Below are 22,762 nucleotides of genomic sequence, written 5' to 3' on the forward strand. Positions count from 1 at the left end.
TTTAGATCTGAACCTTAGCTGTAAGCATAATCATAGAATTATCATAACCTAGCGTTCTGATGACTTCCTGATTGTCGTTGGGACCGATATAAAACGAGTCAGTATCCTTATTAGAATTCAATGTATCTAACTGATATTTAATTGCAAAATTCACCGACGGCGTGTAGTCATAGCTCATCGTTACGCTAAATACACCCCTTTTATCATGGCGATCCTTGTTCTGTTTTTTATAGTCCTCCATGGTGTATGCATAGTCGAGGAGGGTAGAAAAGCGATTACCCAACCAAAAATGCTGGTAAGAAATCCCATATTCAGTAACTAAAATATAGCCACCAACTTCCGACGGGTCTTTAATACTTTGCGACGAACGCGCGGTGAAAACAGACTGCTGTAACGGTTTCCACTCCCCTTTTATATCCCAGTTTAGACCATTAAAATCATGCGAATTTGGATCGTTTTCAAATGTTTTGTACAACCATGAAATATTCATGTCGACATTCGTTTTACCCGTCAACTGCGATTTCAGGCCGTAAAGCAAATAGTATTCATTACTGTCTTTTTCTGAGTTGTTATCGTAATGACGCTGGTTAGTAATAAAGCTATAGCGAAAACGTGTTCTCGACGTGTACTGGTCAAATATCTCCGCAACCAGGCTATTTTCATGCCATTCCTGCTGCTGAATGTAAGTGTAAAAATCTTCACTGGTATCCTGAACATCCGACGTATTACCGAACGTCAGCTTTTTGTATAACAACGCCAGTTCCGCTTTACCGCGCCCATCCGGCGCGCCGTAGCTGTAACGCAGTTCACTGTTGATAAAATTGGTCGTCAGTGGAGATTTAATCCCATACTGGCGAAACTGGCTTGGCAAAAAACCCTCAGTAATATCGCGACCACGATCTTCATGCCCAAGCGAATCTTCCAGATTCAGGGTTAGGCCGTGCATTTGTCCGTAACGCCAGGCACCGTTAAAACGGAAAAAATGATCGTTGTAGTTATCCGCAGAATCGCTGGAGTAGTGGCGATAATCCCCCGAATACATCAGCAAATACGTATCCTGACCGCGCTCGCCGATCATACTCAGCACGGGCGCAGCACTCTGAAAGGCGGAACCTTTCGCATCGCGGTTATGTGGCTGATATGTCACGTTATCATCATAACCATAATCCACAGCAACCTTGCCCTGGAAGTCGATCCCCGCAAAGCCAATGTGTGATTTCGGTGTCAGATCAGCCCATGCGGACTGCGATATCACGATCCCGGTAATAACGAGTATTTTAGTATGCATTCTTACCGACAAATCCTTTGAAAATAGTTTTAATAATAATTTTTATATCCAACCATAATGACCAGTTTTGAATATATTCAATGTCATACTGGACACGTTTTTCCATCTTATAGAGCGCATCGATTTCCCCACGAAACCCGTTAATCTGCGCGAGACCGGTGATCCCTGGCTTCACTTTATGGCGGATCATGTAATTTTCGACCTGCTTACGGTACTGCTCGTTATGCGTAACCGCATGCGGTCTGGGACCGACAATCGACATACTGCCCTGCAACACATTAATAAATTGCGGCAGTTCATCGAGCGAGGTGCGACGTAAAAAACTACCGAATTTCGTCACCCGTGGATCGTTCTTCGTAGCCTGAATAACGGTGTCAGAATTCTCCATCACCCGCATTGAGCGAAACTTCCAGACCTTAATTTTTTGCCCACTCAGACCATAGCGGTCTTGTTTGAAAAATACCGGGCCGCGCGAGGTGAGTTTGATCCCAATGGCGATGACTAGCATCAGTGAGGAGATCATCACCATAATGAGACTCCCGAGTACCAGATCTTCAGTCCGCTTAATAAACGATCCTGCACCTTCAAACGGCGAGCTAAAAATGCCGATGGTTTGCAGGTTGTGGATCGAGCGCAGCTTGGACATATTGTTACTGTAGGTATAAAAGTCAGGCACAATATAGGTATCGACCGTGGTATCAGACATCATCGCCAAAAAATGACGAATGCGCTGTAACGCCACCATCGGTAGCGCAATATAGATCTCATCTATATTCCCATTTTTGGCTTCTTCAACTAAATTAATGACCGAGCCGCGAAAGGGGCTTTTTATTTTATCAACCACATCGCCACAACGATCTGGACTGCGCTCATCATAAAATGCCAAGTCTAACTTGATGTTGGCGTATTCCGTAGTCAACGCATTTTCCGCCGCCAGACCATTCTCGGTCAGGCCAATAACGGCAACGCGAATATGTTTCTTGGCTGAGTATTTAAAAAGAAAAAAACGAATAAAATAAAGGACAGGTAGTGGAATAAAATACCAAATGACAATAGCTGAACAAAAAGGCGGATCCAGTGCATTCAGATCCCCCAGCGACTGAGGATCCGCAATGGTCATACGAACCCACTCATTACAGAAAATGGCCAGTAGCGTACACGCCAGCAGTCTCTTTTGGTTGCGCAAGCTAATGGTTTTGATCTTCTGCTGGTACATTTTTGTGTATTCAGCAAACAACAAAAACAGAAGTGAGAAGATCACACTGAGGATTACAATCGTCGAAAACGGCAGCATGCCTAGCAGTTTTGCGCTAAAAATTAGAGTAAAATTGATGACAAGGAAATCGACCAGTTTTATATAAACTGGATATCCTTGACTGCTAATCTTTAGCGAATTTTTAAGCATATCTCAGCCTATTATCGATTGATTTTAATTATTTTTTTATCGCTTGATATGGCTAATTATATCACAAGCTCAAAAATCGCAATGTCGGAGTGTCAGCAAATGTAATTACTAGTATTACAAATTGTGACTACAGTCTCATGAAAAATTCATACCCACTTGATTTAATTGAATATTATTTTCATGACCATTTGATTTTTATTATTAGAAATATATGATTATCTACAACGGATATATTATTGACAGATAACCATTCGTCGACTAGCAAAATAGGTTATGCCTGATTATTTTTAGCTGCTTTAACCCGCGACGCATAAAAACCGCACCCGCACGCCTAACCCTCCCAGAGTTTCACTGCGCGACAGTTGTGGGTGCGTGCGGTGCAGGCGAGCAATATCATTGACCAGCGCCAGCCCAATCCCCGCCCCGGGAACATTGTCCACATTATCCAGGCGATGAAACGGTAACAGCGCCTGATGCACCCGATCGTCATCAATACCGGGGCCACTGTCTTCAACCACCAGCACCACGCTTTCTCCCTCACGCAGCAGCCGGGCGGTGACCATTCCCTGTGCAGGCGTGTATTTCAGCGCATTATCCAGCAGATTTCCGCACAGTTCGCCGAGCAAAACATCATCCCCTTCAATCCACACCGCCTCTTGTTCCCCTTCATAGCCGAGATCGATGGCTTTGCTGCGCGCCTGCGCCAGGCGGGTAAAACAGCTGGTTTGCACCACCTCAAACAGATTGACCGGTGAAAAGTGTCTTTCTCCCTGCTCTTTGCGCTTCACGGCAGAAAGCTGTAACAATCGCTCCGTCAATTGAATGGTGCTGTCGAGCGTAGTGCTCATGGCCTGTAAACTCTCATACCACTGCTGCGGCTGCGGGCTAGCAAGGGCTACCGCAGCCTGCGTTTTTAGCACCGCCAGCGGGGTTTTTAACTGATGAGAAGCATCTGCGCTGAACCGCTCCTGGCGCGATATCAGTGCGCGTAGCCGGTCAATGTAGCGATTGAAGGCCACGATCAGCAAACGAGTTTCCGACCACGGCAGCAGCTCCGGCAGTGGCGTCAGCAGCCCCGGCTCGCGGCGTACCATCAGTGATGACAACTGGCGCATCGGGCGTAATACCCGTCGCAGCAGCCAGCCGACCAGCACCAGCGTCAGCAGTACCAGCAGCCCCTGGGATACCCAGGATGAGAACAGCAGCTGTCGCGCCAGATAGCGTCGTGATTGCAGCGTTTCGGCGACATAAATCTCCGCCATACCGACAATCCCGCCTTCATTCACCGGCTGGAGCAGGCGTGCCACACGAATAGCCTCCCCGCGATATTCAGTATGATAAAACCACGCCAGCGCCGGGTATAGCCGGGTGCGCGAGGTGGAAGGCGGCATCGCTGGCAAATCGTCATAGCCGGAAATGACCTTCCCCGTCGGATCCACCACCTTGTAGTACAGCCGATCGTTCATGTTCAGCTCAAAGCTGTCCAGTACCACCCACGGTACGTTGACTTCCAGGCGTTTATTGCGCACCACCAGCCGCTCGGATACCGTTCTCGCCGATGAGAGCAGCGTCCGGTCATACGCCTGAGTCGCCGCCTGCAGGGCACTGACATAGCTGTTAAACGCCGACAGCCCCCACAGCAGTAGCAGCGGTAAGCCAAGGAACATCAGCAGTTGCAGATACAGCGACTGCGGCTTAACCCACTTCATCACTGCGCTCCAGCACATAGCCCAGGCCGCGCAGGGTCGCGATACGCACGTCGCTGCCGTTCAGTTTTTTACGCAAACGGTGGATGTAAAGTTCAATACTTTCGGGGCTGACCTCATCGCTCAGGCTGAAGACCTGTTCAAACAACTGCTGGCGCGAGACCGGACGCAACCGTCGATACATCAGCACCGTCAGCAGCGCCTGTTCGCGCGGCGTCAGCGCCAGCGGTTGTCCCTGCAGCAGAAAATAACCCTCATCATGAAACGCCAGCTCACCGAGTTGCTGTATACCCTGCACTTGCCCCGCGCTACGCCGCAGCAGCGCCCGCAGCCTGGCATCCAGCTCTTCAAGCTCAAACGGTTTTGCCAGGTAATCATCCGCACCGGCGTTAAGCCCTTTTACCCGATCCGCCACCGCACTACGTGCTGTCAGCAGCAAAACGGGAAGTGTTTGCCCGCGCTTACGCAGCCGCTGAACCACCTCAAGACCGTCCAGCCCAGGCATATTGATGTCCAGCACCGCCAGCGCATAGGTTTCACTGTGTAACAGGTGATCGGCCGCCAGACCATCAAACACGCAGTCAACGGCAAAACCGTTTTGCACCAGCGCTTTCTCCAGCCAGTGAGCGAGCTCACGGTTATCTTCCGCTAATAAGAGACGCATATCACATCCTGTAAAGTTTCTGCCGCATTGAAAGGGAATTGAAAGGTTAATGTTTTAACAATCACGCAACCGAACTGCTACACATCGGCTCACATAATCACAAAAATAATCTTCCGTACCCGAAATCCGGTCATCCGGCGTGAGGATAAATAATGAAAAAACAATTACTTCGTACCCTTACTGCAAGCATGTTACTGATGAGTACCTCTGTTCTGGCGGAACAAGCGCCTTCACGCACCGAATGTATCGCCCCGGCAAAACCCGGCGGCGGTTTTGACCTCACCTGTAAGCTGATTCAGGTGAGCATGATGGAAACCGGCGCCATCGAAAAACCGATGCGCGTGACCTATATGCCTGGCGGCGTCGGGGCGGTCGCCTATAACGCCATCGTCGCCCAACGCCCTGCCGAAGCAGGCACCGTGGTGGCCTTCTCCGGCGGGTCGCTGCTGAACCTGTCGCAGGGTAAATTTGGCCGTTATGGCGTCGACGATGTGCGCTGGCTGGCAAGCGTCGGCACCGACTACGGCATGATTGCCGTGCGCAACGATGCCCCATGGAAAACGCTGAAAGACCTGCTGACGGCCATGGAGAAAGATCCCAACAGCGTAGTGATTGGCGCCGGTGCCTCTATTGGCAGTCAGGACTGGATGAAGTCGGCGCTGCTGGCGCAAAAAGCCAACGTCGATCCGCATAAGATGCGTTACGTGGCGTTTGAGGGCGGCGGTGAACCGGTCACGGCGCTGATGGGCAATCACGTGCAGGTGGTCTCCGGCGATCTCAGCGAGATGGTGCCCTACCTCAACGGCGACAAAATCCGCGTCCTGGCGGTGTTCTCCGACCAGCGTTTACCGGGTCAGTTAGCCAATGTGCCCACCGCCAAAGAGCAGGGATATGACCTCGTGTGGCCGATTATCCGCGGCTTCTACGTCGGACCCAAAGTCAGCGACGCCGAGTATCAATGGTGGGTGGACGCCTTTGCCAAACTCCAGCAAACCGATGAATTTAAAAAGCAACGCGATCTTCGCGGTCTGTTTGAATTCAACATGAGTGGGCAACAACTCGACGCCTACGTGAAGAAGCAGGTCACCGATTATCGTGAGCAGGCAAAAGCCTTCGGTCTGGCTAAATAAGCGCAGGGGCAACAATGATGAGCGATCGTATTTTTGCGGGTATCTGGCTGTTGCTCTGTATAGCCGGGCTGTTCGTGGCCTGGCAAATAACCAGCGAATACAGCTATGAGCCGGTCGGCCCGCGTCCCTTTCCGCTGGGCATTATCGGCCTGATGTTGCTGTGCGCCGTGGCGTTACTCCTGCGCCACCCGGACACCATCAGCTGGCCTCGTCGCCACGTACTGCAAAAGCTGCTGACGATGGTGATTATTCTGTTTATGTACGCCTGGGGATTCGAGTGGCTGGGCTTTCCCATTGCCACCGCCATTCTCACCGTGGTGATTGGCCTGCTGTTCGGGGCCACCATCCCGGCGGCGGGTATTTCCGGGTCGGTTCTTGGCATTCTGCTGTGGTATGCCTTCGATCGGCTGCTTGACGTCACCTTACCTCTCGGCGCCTGGCTGAGTTAACGGAGAAACGATGGATACCTGGATATATCTTTCTCAGGGTTTTGCGGTGGCGATGACGCCGGAAAACCTGGTCATTGCGCTGATCGGCTGTTTTGTTGGCACCATTGTCGGGCTGTTGCCGGGGCTAGGCCCCATTAACGGCGTGGCGATCCTGCTGCCGCTGGCTTTTGCGTTGCACCTGCCCGCAGAATCCGCGCTGATCCTGCTGGCGACCGTTTACATCGGCTGCGAATACGGCGGGCGAATCTCGTCGATTTTGCTGAACGTGCCCGGCGATGCCGCCGCTATTATGACCGCCCTCGACGGCTACCCGATGGCGCAGCAAGGACGCGGCGGCGTGGCACTCTCTATCTCGGCGGTCAGCTCTTTCTTTGGCTCGCTGATCGCCATCGGCGGCATCATTCTGTTTGCTCCGGCACTGGCTCAATGGTCGCTGGCCTTCGGTCCGGCAGAATACTTTGCCTTAATGGTCTTCGCCATTGCTTGCCTCGGCAGCATGATGGCGCAAAACCCGCTGAAATCCTTTCTGGCAGCGCTGATCGGTCTTGGCCTTGCGACTGTCGGCGTAGACGCCAACACCGGGGTATATCGCTTCACCTTTGACAGTGTCCATCTCTCCGACGGCGTGCAGTTTATCGTGGTGGTGATTGGACTGTTCTCTGTCTCAGAAATCCTGTTAATGCTGGAACATACCAGCAGCGGTCAGGCGCTGGTACGTAAAACCGGCCGCATGATGTTCAACGCCAAAGAAGGTGCGCAATGCGTGGGCGCGACGCTGCGCTCGTCGGTGATAGGCTTTTTTGTCGGCGTGTTGCCTGGCGCCGGGGCGACCATCGCCAGCGCCATCACCTACATGACCGAGAAAAAGCTCAGCGGTAACAGCGACAGCTTCGGTAAAGGGGATATTCGCGGCGTTGCCGCACCGGAGGCTGCAAATAACGCCTCGGCCTGCGGCTCGTTTATTCCGATGCTGACGCTCGGCGTGCCTGGCTCCGGCACCACGGCGGTGATGATGGGCGCGCTGACGCTGTACAACATCACCCCGGGCCCGGCAATGTTTACCGAGCAACCGGACATCGTCTGGGGATTGATTGCGGCACTGCTGATTGCCAACGTGATGCTGCTGGTGATGAACATCCCGCTGATCGGTCTGTTTACCCGCATGTTGACCATCCCGCTGTGGTTTTTGGTGCCGGCCATCGCTGCGGTCTCCGCTGTCGGTGTGTACGCGGTACACAGTACGACGTTCGATCTGGTGCTGATGGTCGGGCTCGGCGTCTTCGGCTACATTTTGCGTAAAATGCACTTCCCGATGTCGCCGTTGATTTTGGGCTTTGTACTGGGCGAAATGCTGGAGCAGAACCTGCGCCGCGCGCTGTCGATCAGCAACGGCAGTATGGATATTCTGTGGGCCAGCGGCGTGGCAAAAGTCCTGCTGGCGATGGCGGTGATGGTTATCGTGCTCCCACCGGTGCTGCGCCTGATCCGCAAGCGCAACCGCAAACCGCAGGTGGATATCGGCTAATAATAGGCCGGATGGGGCGCTGACGCGTCTAGTCCGGCCTACAATAGCTACCTCCCGTAGGCCGGATTAGCGCAGCGCCATCCGGCATTTTTATTTTCAGCGTAACCCCTGCGTGCCTTCCAGCATATGCTCGACAAACTGCGTCAGTTTCGGCAAGGGGCGTAAATCCTGACGCCACAGCAGATGAATCGGTCGCGGCTGTGGCGTAAAGCCCTCCAGCACTCGAACCAGTTTGCCGCTGGCAAGCTCGTCCGCCAGCAACACTTCCGGCTGCAACAGCAACCCCGCGCCCGCCACCGCCGCCATGCGCAGACCGTGACCATCGTTACAGCGCAGGATCGCATCGCGTTTCCATCTGACTTCACCTTCCATACCCGGCAACGTCCATTCGTTACGCGCCGTCCACACCGTGTGGGACAAGCACAGATGGTCCACCAGATCTGCAGGCGTCCGGGGCGTACCGTAACGCGCCAGATAGTCCGCTGACGCGCAGATCGCCATACTGTACGGGCACAGATATTTCGCCACCACATCCGTCTGGTGAATATCACCAATGCGGATCGCCAGATCGACCCCCTCGTTCACCAAATCCACCATCCGGTTAGTCAGATCCAGTTCAATACGCACCTCGGGCCAGCGTTGTAAAAAAGCCGCGGCCAGCGGCGAAACGACACAGGCGCCAAAAGACGTGGGCGCGCTGATGCGCAGCGTCCCCGCCGGTGCCAACCGCAGTCGTTCCACCGAGCGTTCGGCTATCGACACCTGTTCCAGCACCCGCCGGGCTTCCTCAACATAGACGCGCCCGGCGTCGGTCAGACTTTGGCGACGGGTGTTGCGCTCCAGTAACCGTGTACCGAGCTGCGCTTCCAGCAGTGCGATATATTTCCCTACCATCACCGCCGACATTTCCAGCCGCGTTGCCGCCCCGGTAAAGCTGCCGCTTTCCACCACGGCGATAAACGTTTCCATGCCGCGAAGCTTATCCATATTACAAACCTCTGGTTAGCAATCATCTAACTTTTAGCCAGTTTATCCGATTTCATTTTCATTAAAGAATAGCGGCTCACACAATTGCGGAGGTGGTTATGAAAATCGTCATTATTGGTGCCAGCGGTACCGTCGGCCGCGCAGTCGCAGAAGAACTGGGTCGCAAACATGAGATTGTTCGCGTGGGCCGCACGCAGGGTGATTACCAGGTCGATATCACCTCACAGCACAGCGTGCAGGCGCTGTTTGAAAAAATCGGTCGGGTAGATGCCATTGTTTCCGCCACCGGTAGCCTGTTCTTTGGCCCCCTGTCGACCATGACCGACGGCGAGTTTAATCAGGGGTTGCAGGATAAGTTACTAGGCCAGGTGCGGCTGGCATTGACCGGGCAGCATTACCTCAACGAGGGCGGCTCGATTACGCTGATTAGCGGTATTATCGCCCATGAGCCGATTGCGCAAGGGGCAAGTGCTGCCACGGTCAACGCCGGACTGGAAGGGTTTGTACGCGCCGCAGCCTGCGAATTAGGCCGCGGCATACGCATTAACCTGATAAGCCCCACCGTGCTGAGTGAATCCGCTGCGGCGTATGACGGTTTCTTCCCCGGCTTTGAAAGCGTCCCCGCCGCCACGGTCGCTAACGCCTATCGCCGCAGCGTCGAAGGCATTCAAACCGGTCGTATTTACAAAGTCGGCTACTGATATTGTGGCTGTCGCGGCGCTCCGCCATCGGCAGCCTGATTAACCCTCTGTTTTAAAAGATCCTTCTCCGTATTCCCTCCCACTCCGCGTAATTACCCTCACCTTTTATAATGTTAAATATTTGTTGTTTTTGATCACAAATAATAAACAAACAAGTTCATTCTGTGCGCGTTTTCCAAAAATGTAGATATTTTTAATTTATGGCTACGAAACGAGCAGCGCCATGTCTCCCTGACAATCTACTGAGAGGATCGATTCTGATGAACGCACTGACTGCCGTACAACCGAACGCTGAAGATCCAGCCCAGCACTACCGTGGCTTCACGCTGAAACCGTCAGCCCAGTCACCACGCCTGCTGGAGCTGACGTTTTCTGCCCAAACCGCTGAGCAATTTCTGCAGGCCGTGGCGCAATGGCCGGTGCAGGCGCTGGAATACAAATCCTTCCTGCGCTTCAAAGTGGCAAACATCCTCGACGACTTGTGCGGCAATCAGCTGCAACCGTTGCTGCTAAAAACGCTGCTGGATCGCGCCGAAGGTGCATTGCTGATCAACGCGGAAGGTGTCGATGACGTGGCGCAGGCAGAGGAGATGGTCAAACTGGCAACGGCAGTGGCGCATCTGATCGGCCGCTCCAACTTTGATGCGATGAGCGGTCAGTACTACGCGCGTTTCGTGGTGAAAAACGTCGATAACTCCGACAGCTACCTGCGCCAGCCACACCGCGTAATGGAGCTGCATAACGACGGCACCTACCTCGAAGAAATCACCGACTACGTGCTGATGATGAAAATCGACGAGCAGAACATGGCCGGCGGCAATTCGCTGCTGCTGCACCTCGACGACTGGGAACATCTGGAGAACTACTTCACCCATCCGCTGGCCCGCCGCCCAATGCGTTTTGCCGCGCCGCCAAGCAAAAACGTCAGCCAGGACGTGTTTCATCCGGTGTTTGACGTCGACCAGCAGGGTCGCCCGGTAATGCGCTACATCGACCAGTTCGTCCAGCCAAAAGATTATGAAGAGGGTGTCTGGCTAAGCGCGCTCTCCGATGCGCTGGAGACCAGCAAAAGCATCCTGTCCGTTCCGGTTTCGGTCGGTAAATTCCTGCTGATCAACAACCTGTTCTGGCTGCACGGTCGCGATCGCTTTACGTCGCATCCGGACCTGCGCCGCGAACTGATGCGCCAGCGTGGTTACTTTGCCTACGCTACAAACCACTACCAGACGCATCAGTAAGCGCGAAGGAATTAAGCGGATGTATGATTTTGTGATTATTGGCGGCGGCATTATCGGCATGTCGACCGCCATGCAGCTGATTGATGTCTACCCGGACGCCAGAATTGCTCTGCTGGAAAAAGAGTCCGGTCCGGCCTGTCATCAGACGGGCCACAACAGCGGAGTGATCCATGCCGGAGTCTATTACACCCCCGGCAGCCTGAAGGCGAAGTTTTGTCTGGCCGGTAATCTCGCCACCAAAGCCTTTTGCGATCAAAACGGCATCCGCTATGACGTCTGTGGAAAGATGCTGGTCGCCACCTCAACGCTTGAAATGGAGCGTATGCGCGCCCTGTGGGATCGCACCGCCGCCAACGGTCTTGAGCGCGAATGGCTCAATGCCGAAGAACTGCACGAGCGCGAGCCTAACATCACCGGGCTGGGCGGGATTTTTGTGCCATCAAGCGGGATCGTCAGCTACCGCGACGTCACCGCCGCGATGGCGAGAATTTTCCAGGCCAAAGGTGGCGAGATTGTTTACAACGCCGAAGTCAGCGGCCTGAAAGAACACGCTGCGGGCGTTATCGTACACACCCGCCAGGGCCAGGAGTATGAGGGTGCTACGCTGATTAGTTGCTCCGGGTTGATGGCTGACCGACTGGTGAAAATGCTCGGCGTTGAGCCGGGCTTTATCATCTGTCCGTTTCGCGGGGAATACTTCCGTCTGGCGCCGGAACATAACCACATCGTCAACCACCTGATCTACCCGATCCCCGATCCGGCAATGCCGTTTCTCGGCGTACATCTCACCCGCATGATTGACGGCAGCGTCACGGTCGGCCCCAACGCGGTGCTGGCGTTTAAGCGTGAAGGCTATCGTAAACGTGATATTTCGTTGAGTGACACGCTGGAAATCCTCGGCTCTTCCGGCATCCGTCGGGTGCTGCAAAACAATTTACGTTCCGGCTTAAGCGAGATGAAAAACTCGCTGTGCAAAAGCGGCTACCTGCGCCGGGTACAAAAATACTGCCCGAGCCTGACGCTAAAAGACCTGCAGCCCTGGCCTGCGGGCGTGCGGGCACAGGCGGTATCACCGGATGGCAAACTGATTGACGACTTCCTGTTTGTCACCACGCCGCGTTCGATTCACACCTGCAACGCGCCTTCTCCGGCGGCGACGTCGGCTCTCCCCATCGGGGCGCATATCGTCAGCAAAGTTCATGCGCTACTGGAAAACCAGAGCAATCCCGGACGCACGCTGCGTGCGGCACGTAGCGTGGAGACATTACACGCCGCCTTTACCCGTTAACCCTTTTACGACAGGACGCTATTATGCAACTTAACGATCCCACCTTATTTCGCCAGCAGGCGCTGATTGACGGCCACTGGCGCGACGCCAACGGCGGCGAAACTATCGCGGTGACCAATCCCGCCAACGGTCAGCAATTGGGTAGCGTACCGAAAATGGGCGCGGATGAAACCCGTGAAGCCATTGAGGCAGCTAACCGTGCACTGCCTGCCTGGCGTGCGCTAACCGCCAAAGAGCGGGCGACGATTCTGCGCCGCTGGTTCAACCTGATGATTGAGCACCAGGACGATCTCGCCCGCCTGATGACCCTCGAACAAGGTAAGCCGCTGGCGGAAGCCAAAGGCGAAATCACCTATGCCGCCTCCTTTATTGAATGGTTTGCCGAGGAAGGTAAACGCATTTATGGCGACACCATTCCCGGCCATCAGGCCGATAAACGCCTGATCGTCATTAAGCAGCCCATTGGCGTCACCGCCGCAATTACGCCGTGGAACTTCCCGTCGGCAATGATCACCCGCAAAGCTGGTCCGGCGCTGGCCGCAGGCTGCACCATGGTGCTTAAACCCGCCAGCCAGACGCCGTTCTCCGCGCTGGCGCTGGCAGAACTGGCTAACCGCGCCGGGATCCCAGCAGGCGTCTTCAGCGTGGTCACCGGTTCGGCGGGCGCGGTCGGCAATGAGCTCACCAGCAACCCGCTGGTGCGCAAGCTGTCGTTTACCGGCTCCACTGAAATTGGTCGTCAGCTCATGCAGCAGTGTGCCAAAGACATCAAAAAAGTGTCGCTGGAGCTGGGCGGCAACGCGCCGTTTATCGTTTTTGACGATGCCGATCTCGACAAAGCGGTCGAAGGCGCGCTGGCCTCGAAGTTCCGCAATGCCGGGCAGACCTGCGTCTGCGCCAACCGTCTGTACGTCCAGGATGGCGTGTATGAGCGCTTTGCCGAAAAACTTCAACAAGCCGTAAGCAAGCTGCACCTTGGCGACGGCCTGCAACCTGACGTCACCACCGGACCGCTGATCGATGAAAAGGCAGTCGCCAAAGTAGAGGAACACATCGCCGACGCACTGGATAAAGGCGCCCGGATTATCAGCGGCGGTAAGGCTCACGCGCTGGGCGGTAATTTCTTCCAGCCAACCATCCTGGTCGACGTGCCCAACCATGCCAAAGTTGCCAAAGAAGAGACGTTCGGCCCGCTGGCACCGCTGTTCCGCTTTAAAGACGAAGCTGACGTCATCGCGCAGGCCAACGATACCGAGTTCGGCCTGGCCGCCTATTTCTACGCCCGTGATTTGAGCCGCGTCTTCCGCGTCGGTGAAGCGCTGGAGTACGGCATTGTCGGCATTAACACCGGCATTATCTCCAACGAAGTCGCTCCCTTTGGTGGCATCAAAGCCTCCGGTCTTGGCCGTGAAGGATCGAAATACGGCATCGAAGACTATTTAGAAATCAAATACATGTGTATCGGACTTTAATAAAACAATACTGGAGAACACCTGATGAGCACCAATAAAGAACTCATGCAACGTCGTAGCAACGCAGTTCCACGTGGCGTAGGACAGATCCACCCGATTTTTGCCGAACGCGCAGAAAACTGCCGGGTCTGGGACGTTGAAGGGCGTGAATTCCTTGATTTTGCTGGCGGCATCGCGGTGCTGAACACCGGCCACCTGCACCCACAGATTGTCTCTGCGGTAGAAGCGCAGTTGAAAAAGCTGTCGCATACCTGCTTCCAGGTGCTGGCCTACGAGCCGTACCTCGAACTGTGTGAAATCATGAACCAAAAGGTGCCGGGCGATTTCGCCAAGAAAACCCTGCTGGTGACCACCGGCTCCGAAGCGGTGGAGAACGCGGTAAAAATTGCCCGCGCCGCCACCAAACGCAGCGGTACCATTGCCTTTAGCGGCGCTTACCATGGCCGAACTCACTACACCCTGTCGCTAACCGGAAAGGTAAACCCTTACTCAGCCGGTATGGGGCTGATGCCGGGCCATGTTTATCGCGCCCTGTATCCTTGTGCGCTGCATGACATCAGCGAAGACGATGCCATCGCCAGTATCCACCGCATCTTCAAAAACGATGCGGCACCGGAAGACATTGCCGCCATCGTCATTGAACCTATCCAGGGCGAAGGCGGTTTCTATGCCGCCTCCCCTGCCTTTATGCAGCGCCTGCGCGCCATTTGTGACGAGCATGGGATCATGCTGATTGCCGATGAAGTCCAGAGCGGCGCGGGCCGTACCGGCACACTGTTCGCGATGGAACAAATGGGCGTCGCGCCGGATATCACCACGTTCGCCAAATCAATTGCCGGCGGCTTCCCGCTGGCGGGCGTAACCGGACGCGCCGAGGTGATGGACGCGATCCCACCGGGCGGTCTGGGCGGCACCTATGCCGGGAACCCGATTGCCTGTGCCGCCGCGCTGGCGGTGCTGAGCATCTTCGAGCAGGAAAATCTGCTGCAAAAAGCCAATGACCTCGGCAACACCCTGCGCAACGGCCTGCTGGCGATTGCCGAAACCCACCGTGAGATTGGTGACGTACGTGGCCTGGGGGCGATGATTGCGATTGAACTGTTCGAAGACGGCGATCGCCATAAGCCTAATGCGAAATTGACCGCCGAAATTGTCGCCCGCGCCCGTGATAAAGGGCTGATCCTGCTCTCCTGCGGACCGTACTACAACGTGCTGCGCATCCTCGTTCCACTGACCATTGAAGACGGGCAAATCCGCCAGGGGCTGGACATCATCGCCGAGTGTTTTGCCGAGGCGAAGCAAGGCTAAACCCCGTATCTGAGCGGGGATTGTAGGCCGGATAAAGCGCATGCGCCGCCTCCGGCAATATTGTGATGCCCGGTAGCGCTCCGCTTACCGGGCCTACGGGTAAGGTGCAGGAAGCGACGTCAATAACAATAACGAGGTTAAAAGATGGGGCAAGTGTCACAATCACATGATTTAGGGGGCGGGCTGAAATCACGCCACGTCACCATGTTGTCTATTGCCGGGGTTATCGGCGCCAGCCTGTTTGTCGGTTCAAGCGTAGCGATTGCAGAAGCCGGTCCTGCGGTACTACTGGCCTATCTGTTCGCCGGGTTACTGGTAGTGATGATTATGCGCATGCTGGCCGAAATGGCCGTCGCCACGCCGGATACCGGATCGTTTTCTACCTATGCCGATAAGGCCATCGGCCCGTGGGCTGGGTATACCATTGGCTGGCTGTACTGGTGGTTCTGGGTGCTGGTTATTCCGCTGGAAGCCAACATTGCCGCCATCATTCTGCATTCCTGGATCCCGGGCGTGCCCATCTGGTTATTTTCCCTGGTTATCACGCTGGCGTTAACCGGCAGTAATTTGCTGAGCGTCAAAAATTACGGCGAGTTTGAGTTCTGGCTGGCACTGTGCAAAGTGATTGCCATCCTGGCATTTATTGCCCTCGGGGCGGCGGCGATTAGTGGGTTTTATCCCTACGCCGAGGTCAGCGGAGTATCAAGGCTATGGGATCAGGGCGGTTTTATGCCCAACGGTTTTGGCGCAGTGCTGAGCGCGATGCTGATCACCATGTTCTCTTTTATGGGCGCAGAAATTGTCACCATTGCTGCCGCCGAGTCCGACACGCCGGATAAACACATCGTGCGCGCCACGAACTCGGTCATCTGGCGTATCTCCATTTTCTATCTGTGTTCCATTTTTGTGGTGGTCGCGCTAATCCCCTGGAATATGCCGGGGCTGAAAGAGGTGGGCTCTTACCGCTCGGTGCTGGAGTTACTGCATATCCCGCACGCTAAGCTGATCATGGACTGTGTCATTTTGCTGTCAGTCACCAGCTGTCTGAACTCAGCGCTGTATACCTCCTCCCGTATGCTGTATTCCCTGAGCCGTCGCGGTGATGCCCCGGCCTTTATGGGTAAACTCAACCGCAGCAAAACGCCTTATGTCGCCGTGCTACTCTCTACCGGGGCGGCGTTTCTCACCGTGATCGTGAATTATTACGCACCGGCAAAAGTGTTTAAATTTCTCATCGACAGCTCTGGTGCCATCGCGCTGCTGGTCTATCTGGTCATTGCTGTTTCCCAACTGCGGATGCGCAAAATCCTGCTGGCGGAAGGTGCAGATATCAAGATGAAAATGTGGCTCTATCCGTGGCTGACGTGGCTGGTGATCGGTTTTATTGGCTTTGTACTGGTGGCGATGCTGTTTCGTCCGGCACAACAGCTGGAAGTCATCTCAACCGGGCTGCTCGCCATCTCGATCATTTGCACCGTGCCGATTATGGCGCGCTGGAAAAAACTGCTATCGTGGCAAAAAGCACCGTTGCACAGTACGCGCTAAACCTGTTCCCGGCGCAGGCCGGGACACCTTTTCAGGAGTAAGACCATGACCGCCATTTCCCAACCGACGGCCATTGATGGATACCGCTGGCTCAAGAACGACATTATCCGCGGGGTGTTTCAGCCCGATGAAAAATTGCGAATGAGTCTGCTGACGTCACGCTATGAACTCGGCGTAGGACCGTTGCGCGAGGCGCTTTCGCAGCTGGTGGCGGAGCGACTGGTCACGGTGGTCAATCAGAAAGGGTATCGTGTGGCGTCAATGTCTGAGCAGGAGCTGCTGGATATTTTTGACGCCCGCGCCAATATGGAAGCCATGCTGGTAAGTCTGGCTATCGAACGCGGCGACGACGCCTGGGAAGCGGAAATTCTGGCGCGCGCGCATATGCTCAGCAAACTGGAAGCCGTTGATGCCAGCGAAGAGATGCTGGATGAATGGGATCAGCGCCATCAGGCGTTTCATACGGCGATTGTTGCCGGCTGTGGGTCGCAGTATCTGCTGCAAATGCGTGAACGGCTGTTCTCTCTGGCGGCGCGCTACCGGTTTATCTGGCTGCATAAAACGGTGCTGTCGGTGGAAATGCTGGAAGATAAACACGATCAGCATCAGACGCTGACCGACGCAATTCTGGCGCGCGATGCCGTACGCGCCAGTGAATTAATGCGCCAGCACCTGCTGACGCCGATTCCGATTATTCAGCAGGCGATGTCCGGCAAACTGCTGGCAGAAAAAGTTTAATCGCGGGTCTGTACCCAGAAAGCGTGGATCAGACCTGGGATATAGCCCAGCAGCGTCAGCACAATATTGAGGATAAACGCCCAGCCAAAACCTTTGCCCAGCAGCACGCCAAGCGGAGGTAAAATGATCGTTAAAACTATTCTCCAGAACCCCATACACACTCCCTACAAGCAAAAAATTAATCATTGTTTAGAAAGAGATTTTATCTCTAAGAATAATCAGTGTAGCTAACTCCACCCGTCTCGCCCTGCTGTTTTACCCTCCTTTACGCTCTTGACGCTGGCGTAAGCTGTCTCTTTATTTTAGACTATTCTTAATTTAGCAATTACTTAAATAAATATGACTGAACTCGAACAACTCCAGGCCAGCGCTGAACAGGCCGCCAGCTTGCTAAAAGCAATGAGCAACCCGAAGCGGTTGCTGATTTTGTGCATGCTTTGCGGGTCGCCGGGCACCAGCGCGGGTGAGCTCGCACGGATCACCGGACTCAGCCCCTCTGCCACCTCCCAGCATCTGGCGCGGATGCGCGAAGAAGGATTAATAGACCGCCAACGTGATGCTCAGCGCATTCTCTACTTCATCAAAAATGCGGCGGTGAATTCCCTCATCGCCACGTTAAAAACACTGTATTGCCCGTAAGGAGCCAACATGACCATTGGGACGATTTCCCCGCGCGAGGCGCAGACGCTGTTAGCGCAAGGTGCCAAACTGATTGATATTCGTGATGCCGATGAGTATCTGCGCGAACATATTCCGCAGGCGCATCTGGCACCGTTGTCCGCGCTCGACCAGGGGTTATTGCCGGATAACTTACGCGCTGATCGCATTATTTTTCACTGCCAGTCGGGTAAGCGCACACAAAATGCGGCCACAAAACTGAGTGCAATTGCTGCACCAGCCCAGTGCTGGCTGCTTGAGGGGGGAATCGACGGCTGGAAGGCAGCAGGTTTGCCGGTCGTAGAAGATAAATCACAGCCGTTACCGCTGATGCGCCAGGTGCAGATTGCCGCAGGCAGTCTTATCTTACTCGGCGTGGTTCTCGGTTACGCCGTTGGCAGCGCCTTCTTTCTGCTCAGCGGCTTTGTCGGCGCGGGGCTTATCCTGGCAGGCGTTACCGGCTTCTGCGGCATGGCGCGGCTGCTGGATAAAATGCCCTGGAATCGGCGTACTCATTAAGCGGTAATCAGTGAAACAGCGCTGTACCCGCCGATGGCCCTGATCTATGGTGGGTTTTGCCATCAAGAACGGAGGACAGTATGTTTAAACCCGGCGATCTGGTTCAACCGCGTATGGGCGGACCAAAATTGAAAGTTGTTGAAGTAAATGACGAGCAGATTGTGGCCGTGCAGGCCAGTAATGAAAGCGGTGAAAAATTCACCCTGAAAGCAGCAGATGTCACCCGATATAGCGAAGACGGCGATTTTGGCGTTTGCTGAAAATAAGCGGTGAGACACTCTCACCGCCTTGCTAATTAGATCAAAAAATCATCGAGTGATTTACCAGCAGCCAGCGCCTGCGCAATAGGTTTTGGCGTGCGGCCTTGTCCAGTCCAGGTTTTCACTTCACCATTGAGATCGGTAAAACGATATTTTGCCGGGCGCGGCTGACGTTTTTTAACTGCTCGCGACGTCACCGTCGTCATGCTTAGCAACTCTTCTGGCTCAATCCCATCTGCTTTCATCAGCGCCAGCAGCGTATTAATTTTTTCCTGCTGTTCTGCACGCTGGCGCTGTAACTGTTCTTCCTCGTCACGTCGTTCTTTGGTGACCACCCTGAATTTTTCCAGCATATCTTCCAGTACATCGACCGGAAATTCACGAGCCATTGCACGCAGCGAGCGGATATTATTTAAGTTTTTTAACATTGAACTCATATTAATAAAACCTCTTTAACGCATAAAGCAAAAATGGTATTACAGCAAAAATTATATTCGATTGATTATTCTATTTCCAGCCCCTGTCGATCTCGAGCTATTAATCAAAACGTTACCTTAATATTTATCACCCCATCGCAGGGGCATCCTGCAATGCAATTTTGTAATGACCCGATAATAAAAATAAATATGTCGGCGTAATATTCAAAAACATCTAGAAAAGTTCGTAAAAAAACCAGAAAAACAAATCAATATAACATAATGATTTGAAAGACATTTAATCAACATGACAACGAAAATGCCAAAACGAACAAAAAACGGACCATTACAGAGCATTTTATCGACAAAAAGACAATAAATAAAAATTTTAAGCTAGTTGATAGTTATTATGCAGGCAGATATCCTATTGAAACGCGAAAGCAGCAAAACAAATCACTAGCAACAAGGTATGCGATACCTTTTTACCTCTTCTTACAAGGAGCATTAACATGTTCTCTCCGCAGTCACGCTTGCGTCATGCTGTAGCAGACACGTTCGCGATGGTTGTTTACTGTTCTGTCGTGAACATGTTGATTGAAGTATTCCTTTCCGGAATGACCTTTGAGCAGTCGCTCTCTTCCCGACTGGTGGCGATTCCTGTCAACATTCTGATCGCCTGGCCTTACGGTATGTACCGCGATCTGTTTATGCGTGCGGCGCGTAAAGCCACACCGGCGGGATGGGCAAAAAATCTGGCGGATGTGCTGGCATACGTGACCTTCCAGTCACCGGTGTATGTGGTCATTCTGCTCACGGTTGGCGCAGACTGGCACCAGATCACGGCGGCCGTCAGTTCCAACATCGTGGTTTCAATGTTGATGGGTGCAGTGTACGGCTACTTCCTTGATTATTGCCGCCGCCTGTTTAAAGTCAGCAGCTATCATCAGGCGAAAGCCTAAACGTCTCTTCGCGACTGGCCCCGCCAGTCGCGTCTTTAGTTTGTACTCACGTCACCAAACAACCCATTTAAATAACGTTCCAGCGCAATACGCGAGCTGAAGCCGTGTGGAATACCATAATGTTCATGGGTTTCTCCGGTTAAATAAAGCGGGAATTGCTGATAGTGATCGCAGGTTTTAATATCCGTTGACGGATCCGCTAACGAAGAACTTCGTTCTTTTAACGTGGGGTGGATCACTAATGCTGTGCGTCCCATACGCGCTTCACGATTAACATACACATAGTTTTCGCCACGTCGATAACCGTACGCTTTCTGCGTCACTACATCCACGGTAAAGCCTACTTTCTCAAGTACGCGCGCCACCTCATCGGGTCTTAAATACATATATTTTTCCTCGTTATCTTTTACCGCGGGCTTACCTTACCTGATTCAGCATTAGCAACGCTTTCAGAAAAGTCCATAAACGCATGAAGAGAGTGAGGCGGCTATCTTAAGCATGGCGCTGGATCAGGTTATTGCCAGCCGAAGTTGACGGGCGGCCTGCCGGGCCATTTCCACCGACGGGATATTGGTAAATGACAGTAATATACCGCCCTCTCCCGTTGAAGTTATTCGCCATTGGCTTAACGCCTGAACCGCCAGGCCAGCCTGATTCGCTTTGCGCACCAACGCCGTATCTTCGCCGCTCACCGATATCACCAGTTGAATTCCGCCTTGCTGAGGTACAACGGTAAAGCCGTATTCCGTCAGCGCACTTTCCATCCACTGACGCCGCTGGGCATAGTGTTGGCGCATTTTTTTCAGGTGCCGCCAGAAATGGCCATCACGAATAAAATCCGCCAGCGTTTGCTGCCATAACAGCGGCACGTGACAAGCCGTCAGCGCCGCCTGGCGGCGAAAGCGCGCGACCTCCGTCACCGGTACCACCAGCCAGGCTGTACGTAAAGCCGGAAATAATGATTTGCTGAAGGTACCGGCATAAATCACCCGCTGCGGCGCATCCAGGCTTTTTAGCGGCGGCAGCGGTTTTCCGTGGTAGCGAAACTCGCTGTCGTAGTCATCTTCAATGATCCATGCCCGCGCATGGGCGGCCCACTCCAGCAATTGGTGTCGACGGTCAAGCGAGAGAGCAACGCCCAACGGGCTTTGATGGGCTGGCGTGAGGAGGGCAAAACGCGCCTGCGGGTAGTCGCGGATCCCGGCGCTCACATCCAGACCCTCGCCATCGACCGGGACGGGCAGCAGTTCAACCTGTTCCTGCGTTATAACGGGGCGGATCAACGGAAAACCGGGATCTTCTACCCACATTCCTGCGCCGGGATTTGCCAGCGCCCGCAGGATTAAGGTCATGGAGGCCGCATAGCCCGAAGTAATAAAAATCTGCTCTGGCAGGCACTCAATACTGCGGGATACGCGCAGATAATCAACGATCGCCTGGCGTAGCAACAGTTCGCCGCTGACATCACCCAAGGCGAGATCGGAACGTGTCTGCGTGCGTAAACGCCGCCCCATCACCCGCGCCCAGACTTCGCGGGGAAAGAGATCGAGCGCCGGTAATCCCATCTGAAAAAGTTGCGGTGTAGGGTTTTCTCCGGCAAAGACCGTTGGTGCGACGGGCGAAGTGTCCAGTCGCAGTTGCTGACTGACAAACGTTCCGGCCTGCCCGCGTCGTTCCAGCCAGCCTTGCGCCACCAGATCTGCGTAGGCGTTTTCCACCGTCGAGCGTGAAACGCCCAGTTCCTGGGACCAGGTGCGGCTGGAAGGCAAGCGTGTGCCAGGCTTAAGTTCCCCTTTCTCAATAGCGGTTTTTAACTGACGGGCGATTTGCTGGTAGCGTGGCATTTATGGTCTGCTTTTTTGATAACAATATGGCTCTCTTTAGCAGACCATTATAGTGCTACATTGCGGGTCATCCAAACGAGGAGAAATACCATGACGATGTTACGCCAGCCCTATTATGAACTTAGCCCTGAAATCTATAACGCTCTGGTTCAGGCCAGCAAAGCGCTGGAAAACTGCGCGTTGGAGCCTACACTGACGGAGTTGATTTACCTGCGGGTCTCGCAAATCAACGGCTGCGCGTTTTGTCTGGAAATGCACAGTAAAGCCCTGCGTAAGTCTGGCGTAGAGCAGGCCAAACTGGATGCGCTGGCAGGATGGCGCGTCAGCCACCATTTCAGTGATCAGGAACGCGCAGCGCTGGCATGGGCCGAATCCGTTACCCACATCGCCTCGACGCACGCCGAAGACGACGTTTATATGCCGCTGCTGAACCATTTTAGCGCCAAAGAAATAAGCGATCTGACGTTCGCCATTAGCCTGATGAACTGCTTTAACCGTCTGGCAGTAGGCATGCGCATGTAATTCTGTGGTGCCGGATGGCGGCGGAAACACCTTATCCGGCAACCCGTAATGCTACATACCCCGCCCTCCGCCACACTCATCTCCCGGCCCCTTATCACTCTAAAATCCCATATCTTGTATGGTTGAATCTTTTACAAACTA

24 protein-coding genes are annotated in these 22,762 nt (G+C 53.9%); 15 read left to right on the plus strand and 9 right to left on the minus strand.

Annotated features, from left to right (window positions below):
* Position 1 precedes the first annotated feature (1 nt).
* The 4 genes from FCH32_RS19160 to tctD all read right to left on the minus strand — a co-directional run bounded on the left by FCH32_RS19160 (position 2) and on the right by tctD (position 5,063).
* Positions 2-1,288, minus strand: coding sequence for an outer membrane beta-barrel protein (locus tag FCH32_RS19160; RefSeq protein ID WP_146717367.1), 1,287 nt, complete (start codon positions 1,286-1,288; stop codon positions 2-4).
* On the minus strand, positions 1,278-2,693 hold the full coding sequence (locus tag FCH32_RS19165) for an undecaprenyl-phosphate glucose phosphotransferase (RefSeq protein WP_174361362.1): 1,416 nt from the start codon (positions 2,691-2,693) through the stop codon (positions 1,278-1,280). The genes FCH32_RS19160 and FCH32_RS19165 overlap by 11 nt, the downstream gene beginning before the upstream one ends.
* A 296-nt stretch (positions 2,694-2,989) precedes the next feature.
* The gene (locus FCH32_RS19170) at positions 2,990-4,402 is read right to left on the minus strand and encodes a sensor histidine kinase (protein ID WP_174361363.1); all 1,413 of its coding nucleotides are present in this window, start codon (positions 4,400-4,402) and stop codon (positions 2,990-2,992) included.
* On the minus strand, positions 4,389-5,063 hold the full coding sequence (gene tctD / locus FCH32_RS19175; protein WP_115257666.1) for a transcriptional regulator TctD: 675 nt from the start codon (positions 5,061-5,063) through the stop codon (positions 4,389-4,391). Before tctD ends, FCH32_RS19170 begins: the two co-directional genes overlap by 14 nt.
* Positions 5,064-5,215: 152 nt before the next feature.
* Here tctD and FCH32_RS19180 point away from each other — a divergent pair, with 152 nt between their 5' ends.
* The 3 genes from FCH32_RS19180 to FCH32_RS19190 are packed head-to-tail and all read left to right on the plus strand — an operon-like array spanning position 5,216 to position 8,167.
* The gene (locus FCH32_RS19180; protein ID WP_096756026.1) at positions 5,216-6,193 is read left to right on the plus strand and encodes a Bug family tripartite tricarboxylate transporter substrate binding protein; all 978 of its coding nucleotides are present in this window, start codon (positions 5,216-5,218) and stop codon (positions 6,191-6,193) included.
* A gap of 14 nt (positions 6,194-6,207) precedes the next feature.
* Positions 6,208-6,642 (plus strand): tripartite tricarboxylate transporter TctB family protein, encoded by a 435-nt coding sequence (locus FCH32_RS19185; protein WP_096756025.1) that lies wholly within the window; start codon positions 6,208-6,210, stop codon positions 6,640-6,642.
* 10 nt (positions 6,643-6,652) lie between these two features.
* Complete coding sequence (locus FCH32_RS19190) at positions 6,653-8,167, plus strand: tripartite tricarboxylate transporter permease (RefSeq protein WP_153880104.1); 1,515 nt, start codon at positions 6,653-6,655, stop codon at positions 8,165-8,167.
* 96 nt (positions 8,168-8,263) lie between these two features.
* Here FCH32_RS19190 and FCH32_RS19195 read toward each other — a convergent pair whose 3' ends face one another.
* Positions 8,264-9,154, minus strand: coding sequence for a LysR family transcriptional regulator (locus tag FCH32_RS19195; RefSeq protein WP_174361364.1), 891 nt, complete (start codon positions 9,152-9,154; stop codon positions 8,264-8,266).
* 98 nt (positions 9,155-9,252) lie between these two features.
* Here FCH32_RS19195 and FCH32_RS19200 point away from each other — a divergent pair, with 98 nt between their 5' ends.
* The 7 genes from FCH32_RS19200 to csiR all read left to right on the plus strand — a co-directional run bounded on the left by FCH32_RS19200 (position 9,253) and on the right by csiR (position 17,444).
* Complete coding sequence (locus tag FCH32_RS19200) at positions 9,253-9,855, plus strand: short chain dehydrogenase (RefSeq protein WP_115257664.1); 603 nt, start codon at positions 9,253-9,255, stop codon at positions 9,853-9,855.
* Positions 9,856-10,115: 260 nt separating this feature from the next.
* Complete coding sequence (gene glaH / locus FCH32_RS19205; RefSeq protein WP_137362624.1) at positions 10,116-11,093, plus strand: glutarate dioxygenase GlaH; 978 nt, start codon at positions 10,116-10,118, stop codon at positions 11,091-11,093.
* Between the two features lie 19 nt (positions 11,094-11,112).
* A complete protein-coding gene (gene lhgO / locus FCH32_RS19210) occupies positions 11,113-12,381 on the plus strand; it encodes an L-2-hydroxyglutarate oxidase (RefSeq protein WP_096756020.1) in 1,269 nt (422 codons plus the stop codon).
* Between the two features lie 23 nt (positions 12,382-12,404).
* Entirely contained in the window at positions 12,405-13,853 is a 1,449-nt protein-coding gene (gene gabD / locus FCH32_RS19215; RefSeq protein ID WP_096756019.1) for an NADP-dependent succinate-semialdehyde dehydrogenase, read from the plus strand.
* A gap of 24 nt (positions 13,854-13,877) precedes the next feature.
* Positions 13,878-15,161: a 4-aminobutyrate--2-oxoglutarate transaminase gene (gene gabT / locus FCH32_RS19220; protein WP_174361365.1), complete on the plus strand. Its 1,284-nt coding sequence runs from the start codon at positions 13,878-13,880 to the stop codon at positions 15,159-15,161.
* 144 nt (positions 15,162-15,305) lie between these two features.
* On the plus strand, positions 15,306-16,706 hold the full coding sequence (gene gabP, locus FCH32_RS19225; RefSeq protein WP_174361366.1) for a GABA permease: 1,401 nt from the start codon (positions 15,306-15,308) through the stop codon (positions 16,704-16,706).
* A 45-nt stretch (positions 16,707-16,751) separates the two neighbouring features.
* On the plus strand, positions 16,752-17,444 hold the full coding sequence (csiR, locus tag FCH32_RS19230; protein WP_115257660.1) for a DNA-binding transcriptional regulator CsiR: 693 nt from the start codon (positions 16,752-16,754) through the stop codon (positions 17,442-17,444).
* On the opposite strand, the gene FCH32_RS19235 is transcribed toward csiR, so the two are convergent.
* Positions 17,441-17,599, minus strand: coding sequence for a YqaE/Pmp3 family membrane protein (locus FCH32_RS19235; RefSeq protein WP_015585265.1), 159 nt, complete (start codon positions 17,597-17,599; stop codon positions 17,441-17,443). The two genes, csiR and FCH32_RS19235, sit on opposite strands and share 4 nt — an antisense overlap.
* Positions 17,600-17,783: 184 nt before the next feature.
* On the opposite strand from FCH32_RS19235, the gene FCH32_RS19240 reads away from it, so the two are divergent.
* The 3 genes from FCH32_RS19240 (at position 17,784) to FCH32_RS19250 (ending at position 18,880) form a co-directional block, all read left to right on the plus strand.
* Positions 17,784-18,083, plus strand: coding sequence for an ArsR/SmtB family transcription factor (locus tag FCH32_RS19240; protein WP_096756015.1), 300 nt, complete (start codon positions 17,784-17,786; stop codon positions 18,081-18,083).
* 9 nt (positions 18,084-18,092) lie between these two features.
* Entirely contained in the window at positions 18,093-18,620 is a 528-nt protein-coding gene (locus FCH32_RS19245; protein ID WP_135911540.1) for a rhodanese family protein, read from the plus strand.
* An 80-nt stretch (positions 18,621-18,700) separates the two neighbouring features.
* Positions 18,701-18,880 (plus strand): hypothetical protein, encoded by a 180-nt coding sequence (locus FCH32_RS19250; protein WP_115257657.1) that lies wholly within the window; start codon positions 18,701-18,703, stop codon positions 18,878-18,880.
* Between the two features lie 35 nt (positions 18,881-18,915).
* Here the strand turns inward: FCH32_RS19250 and stpA are convergent, their stop codons facing one another.
* Positions 18,916-19,317, minus strand: coding sequence for a DNA-binding protein StpA (gene stpA, locus FCH32_RS19255; protein ID WP_115257656.1), 402 nt, complete (start codon positions 19,315-19,317; stop codon positions 18,916-18,918).
* Between the two features lie 488 nt (positions 19,318-19,805).
* On the opposite strand from stpA, the gene alaE reads away from it, so the two are divergent.
* Entirely contained in the window at positions 19,806-20,255 is a 450-nt protein-coding gene (alaE, locus tag FCH32_RS19260) for an L-alanine exporter AlaE (protein ID WP_096756011.1), read from the plus strand.
* Between the two features lie 35 nt (positions 20,256-20,290).
* Here alaE and FCH32_RS19265 read toward each other — a convergent pair whose 3' ends face one another.
* Positions 20,291-20,641, minus strand: coding sequence for a DUF2002 family protein (locus FCH32_RS19265; protein WP_174361367.1), 351 nt, complete (start codon positions 20,639-20,641; stop codon positions 20,291-20,293).
* Between the two features lie 123 nt (positions 20,642-20,764).
* The gene (pdxR, locus tag FCH32_RS19270; protein ID WP_174361368.1) at positions 20,765-22,099 is read right to left on the minus strand and encodes a MocR-like pyridoxine biosynthesis transcription factor PdxR; all 1,335 of its coding nucleotides are present in this window, start codon (positions 22,097-22,099) and stop codon (positions 20,765-20,767) included.
* Between the two features lie 90 nt (positions 22,100-22,189).
* Here pdxR and FCH32_RS19275 point away from each other — a divergent pair, with 90 nt between their 5' ends.
* Positions 22,190-22,621 (plus strand): carboxymuconolactone decarboxylase family protein, encoded by a 432-nt coding sequence (locus tag FCH32_RS19275; RefSeq protein WP_096756008.1) that lies wholly within the window; start codon positions 22,190-22,192, stop codon positions 22,619-22,621.
* Positions 22,622-22,762: the final 141 nt, after the last annotated feature.

Source organism: Citrobacter gillenii (genome assembly GCF_013337685.1).
In the GTDB taxonomy this organism is placed as follows: Bacteria; Pseudomonadota; Gammaproteobacteria; order Enterobacterales; family Enterobacteriaceae; genus Citrobacter; species Citrobacter gillenii.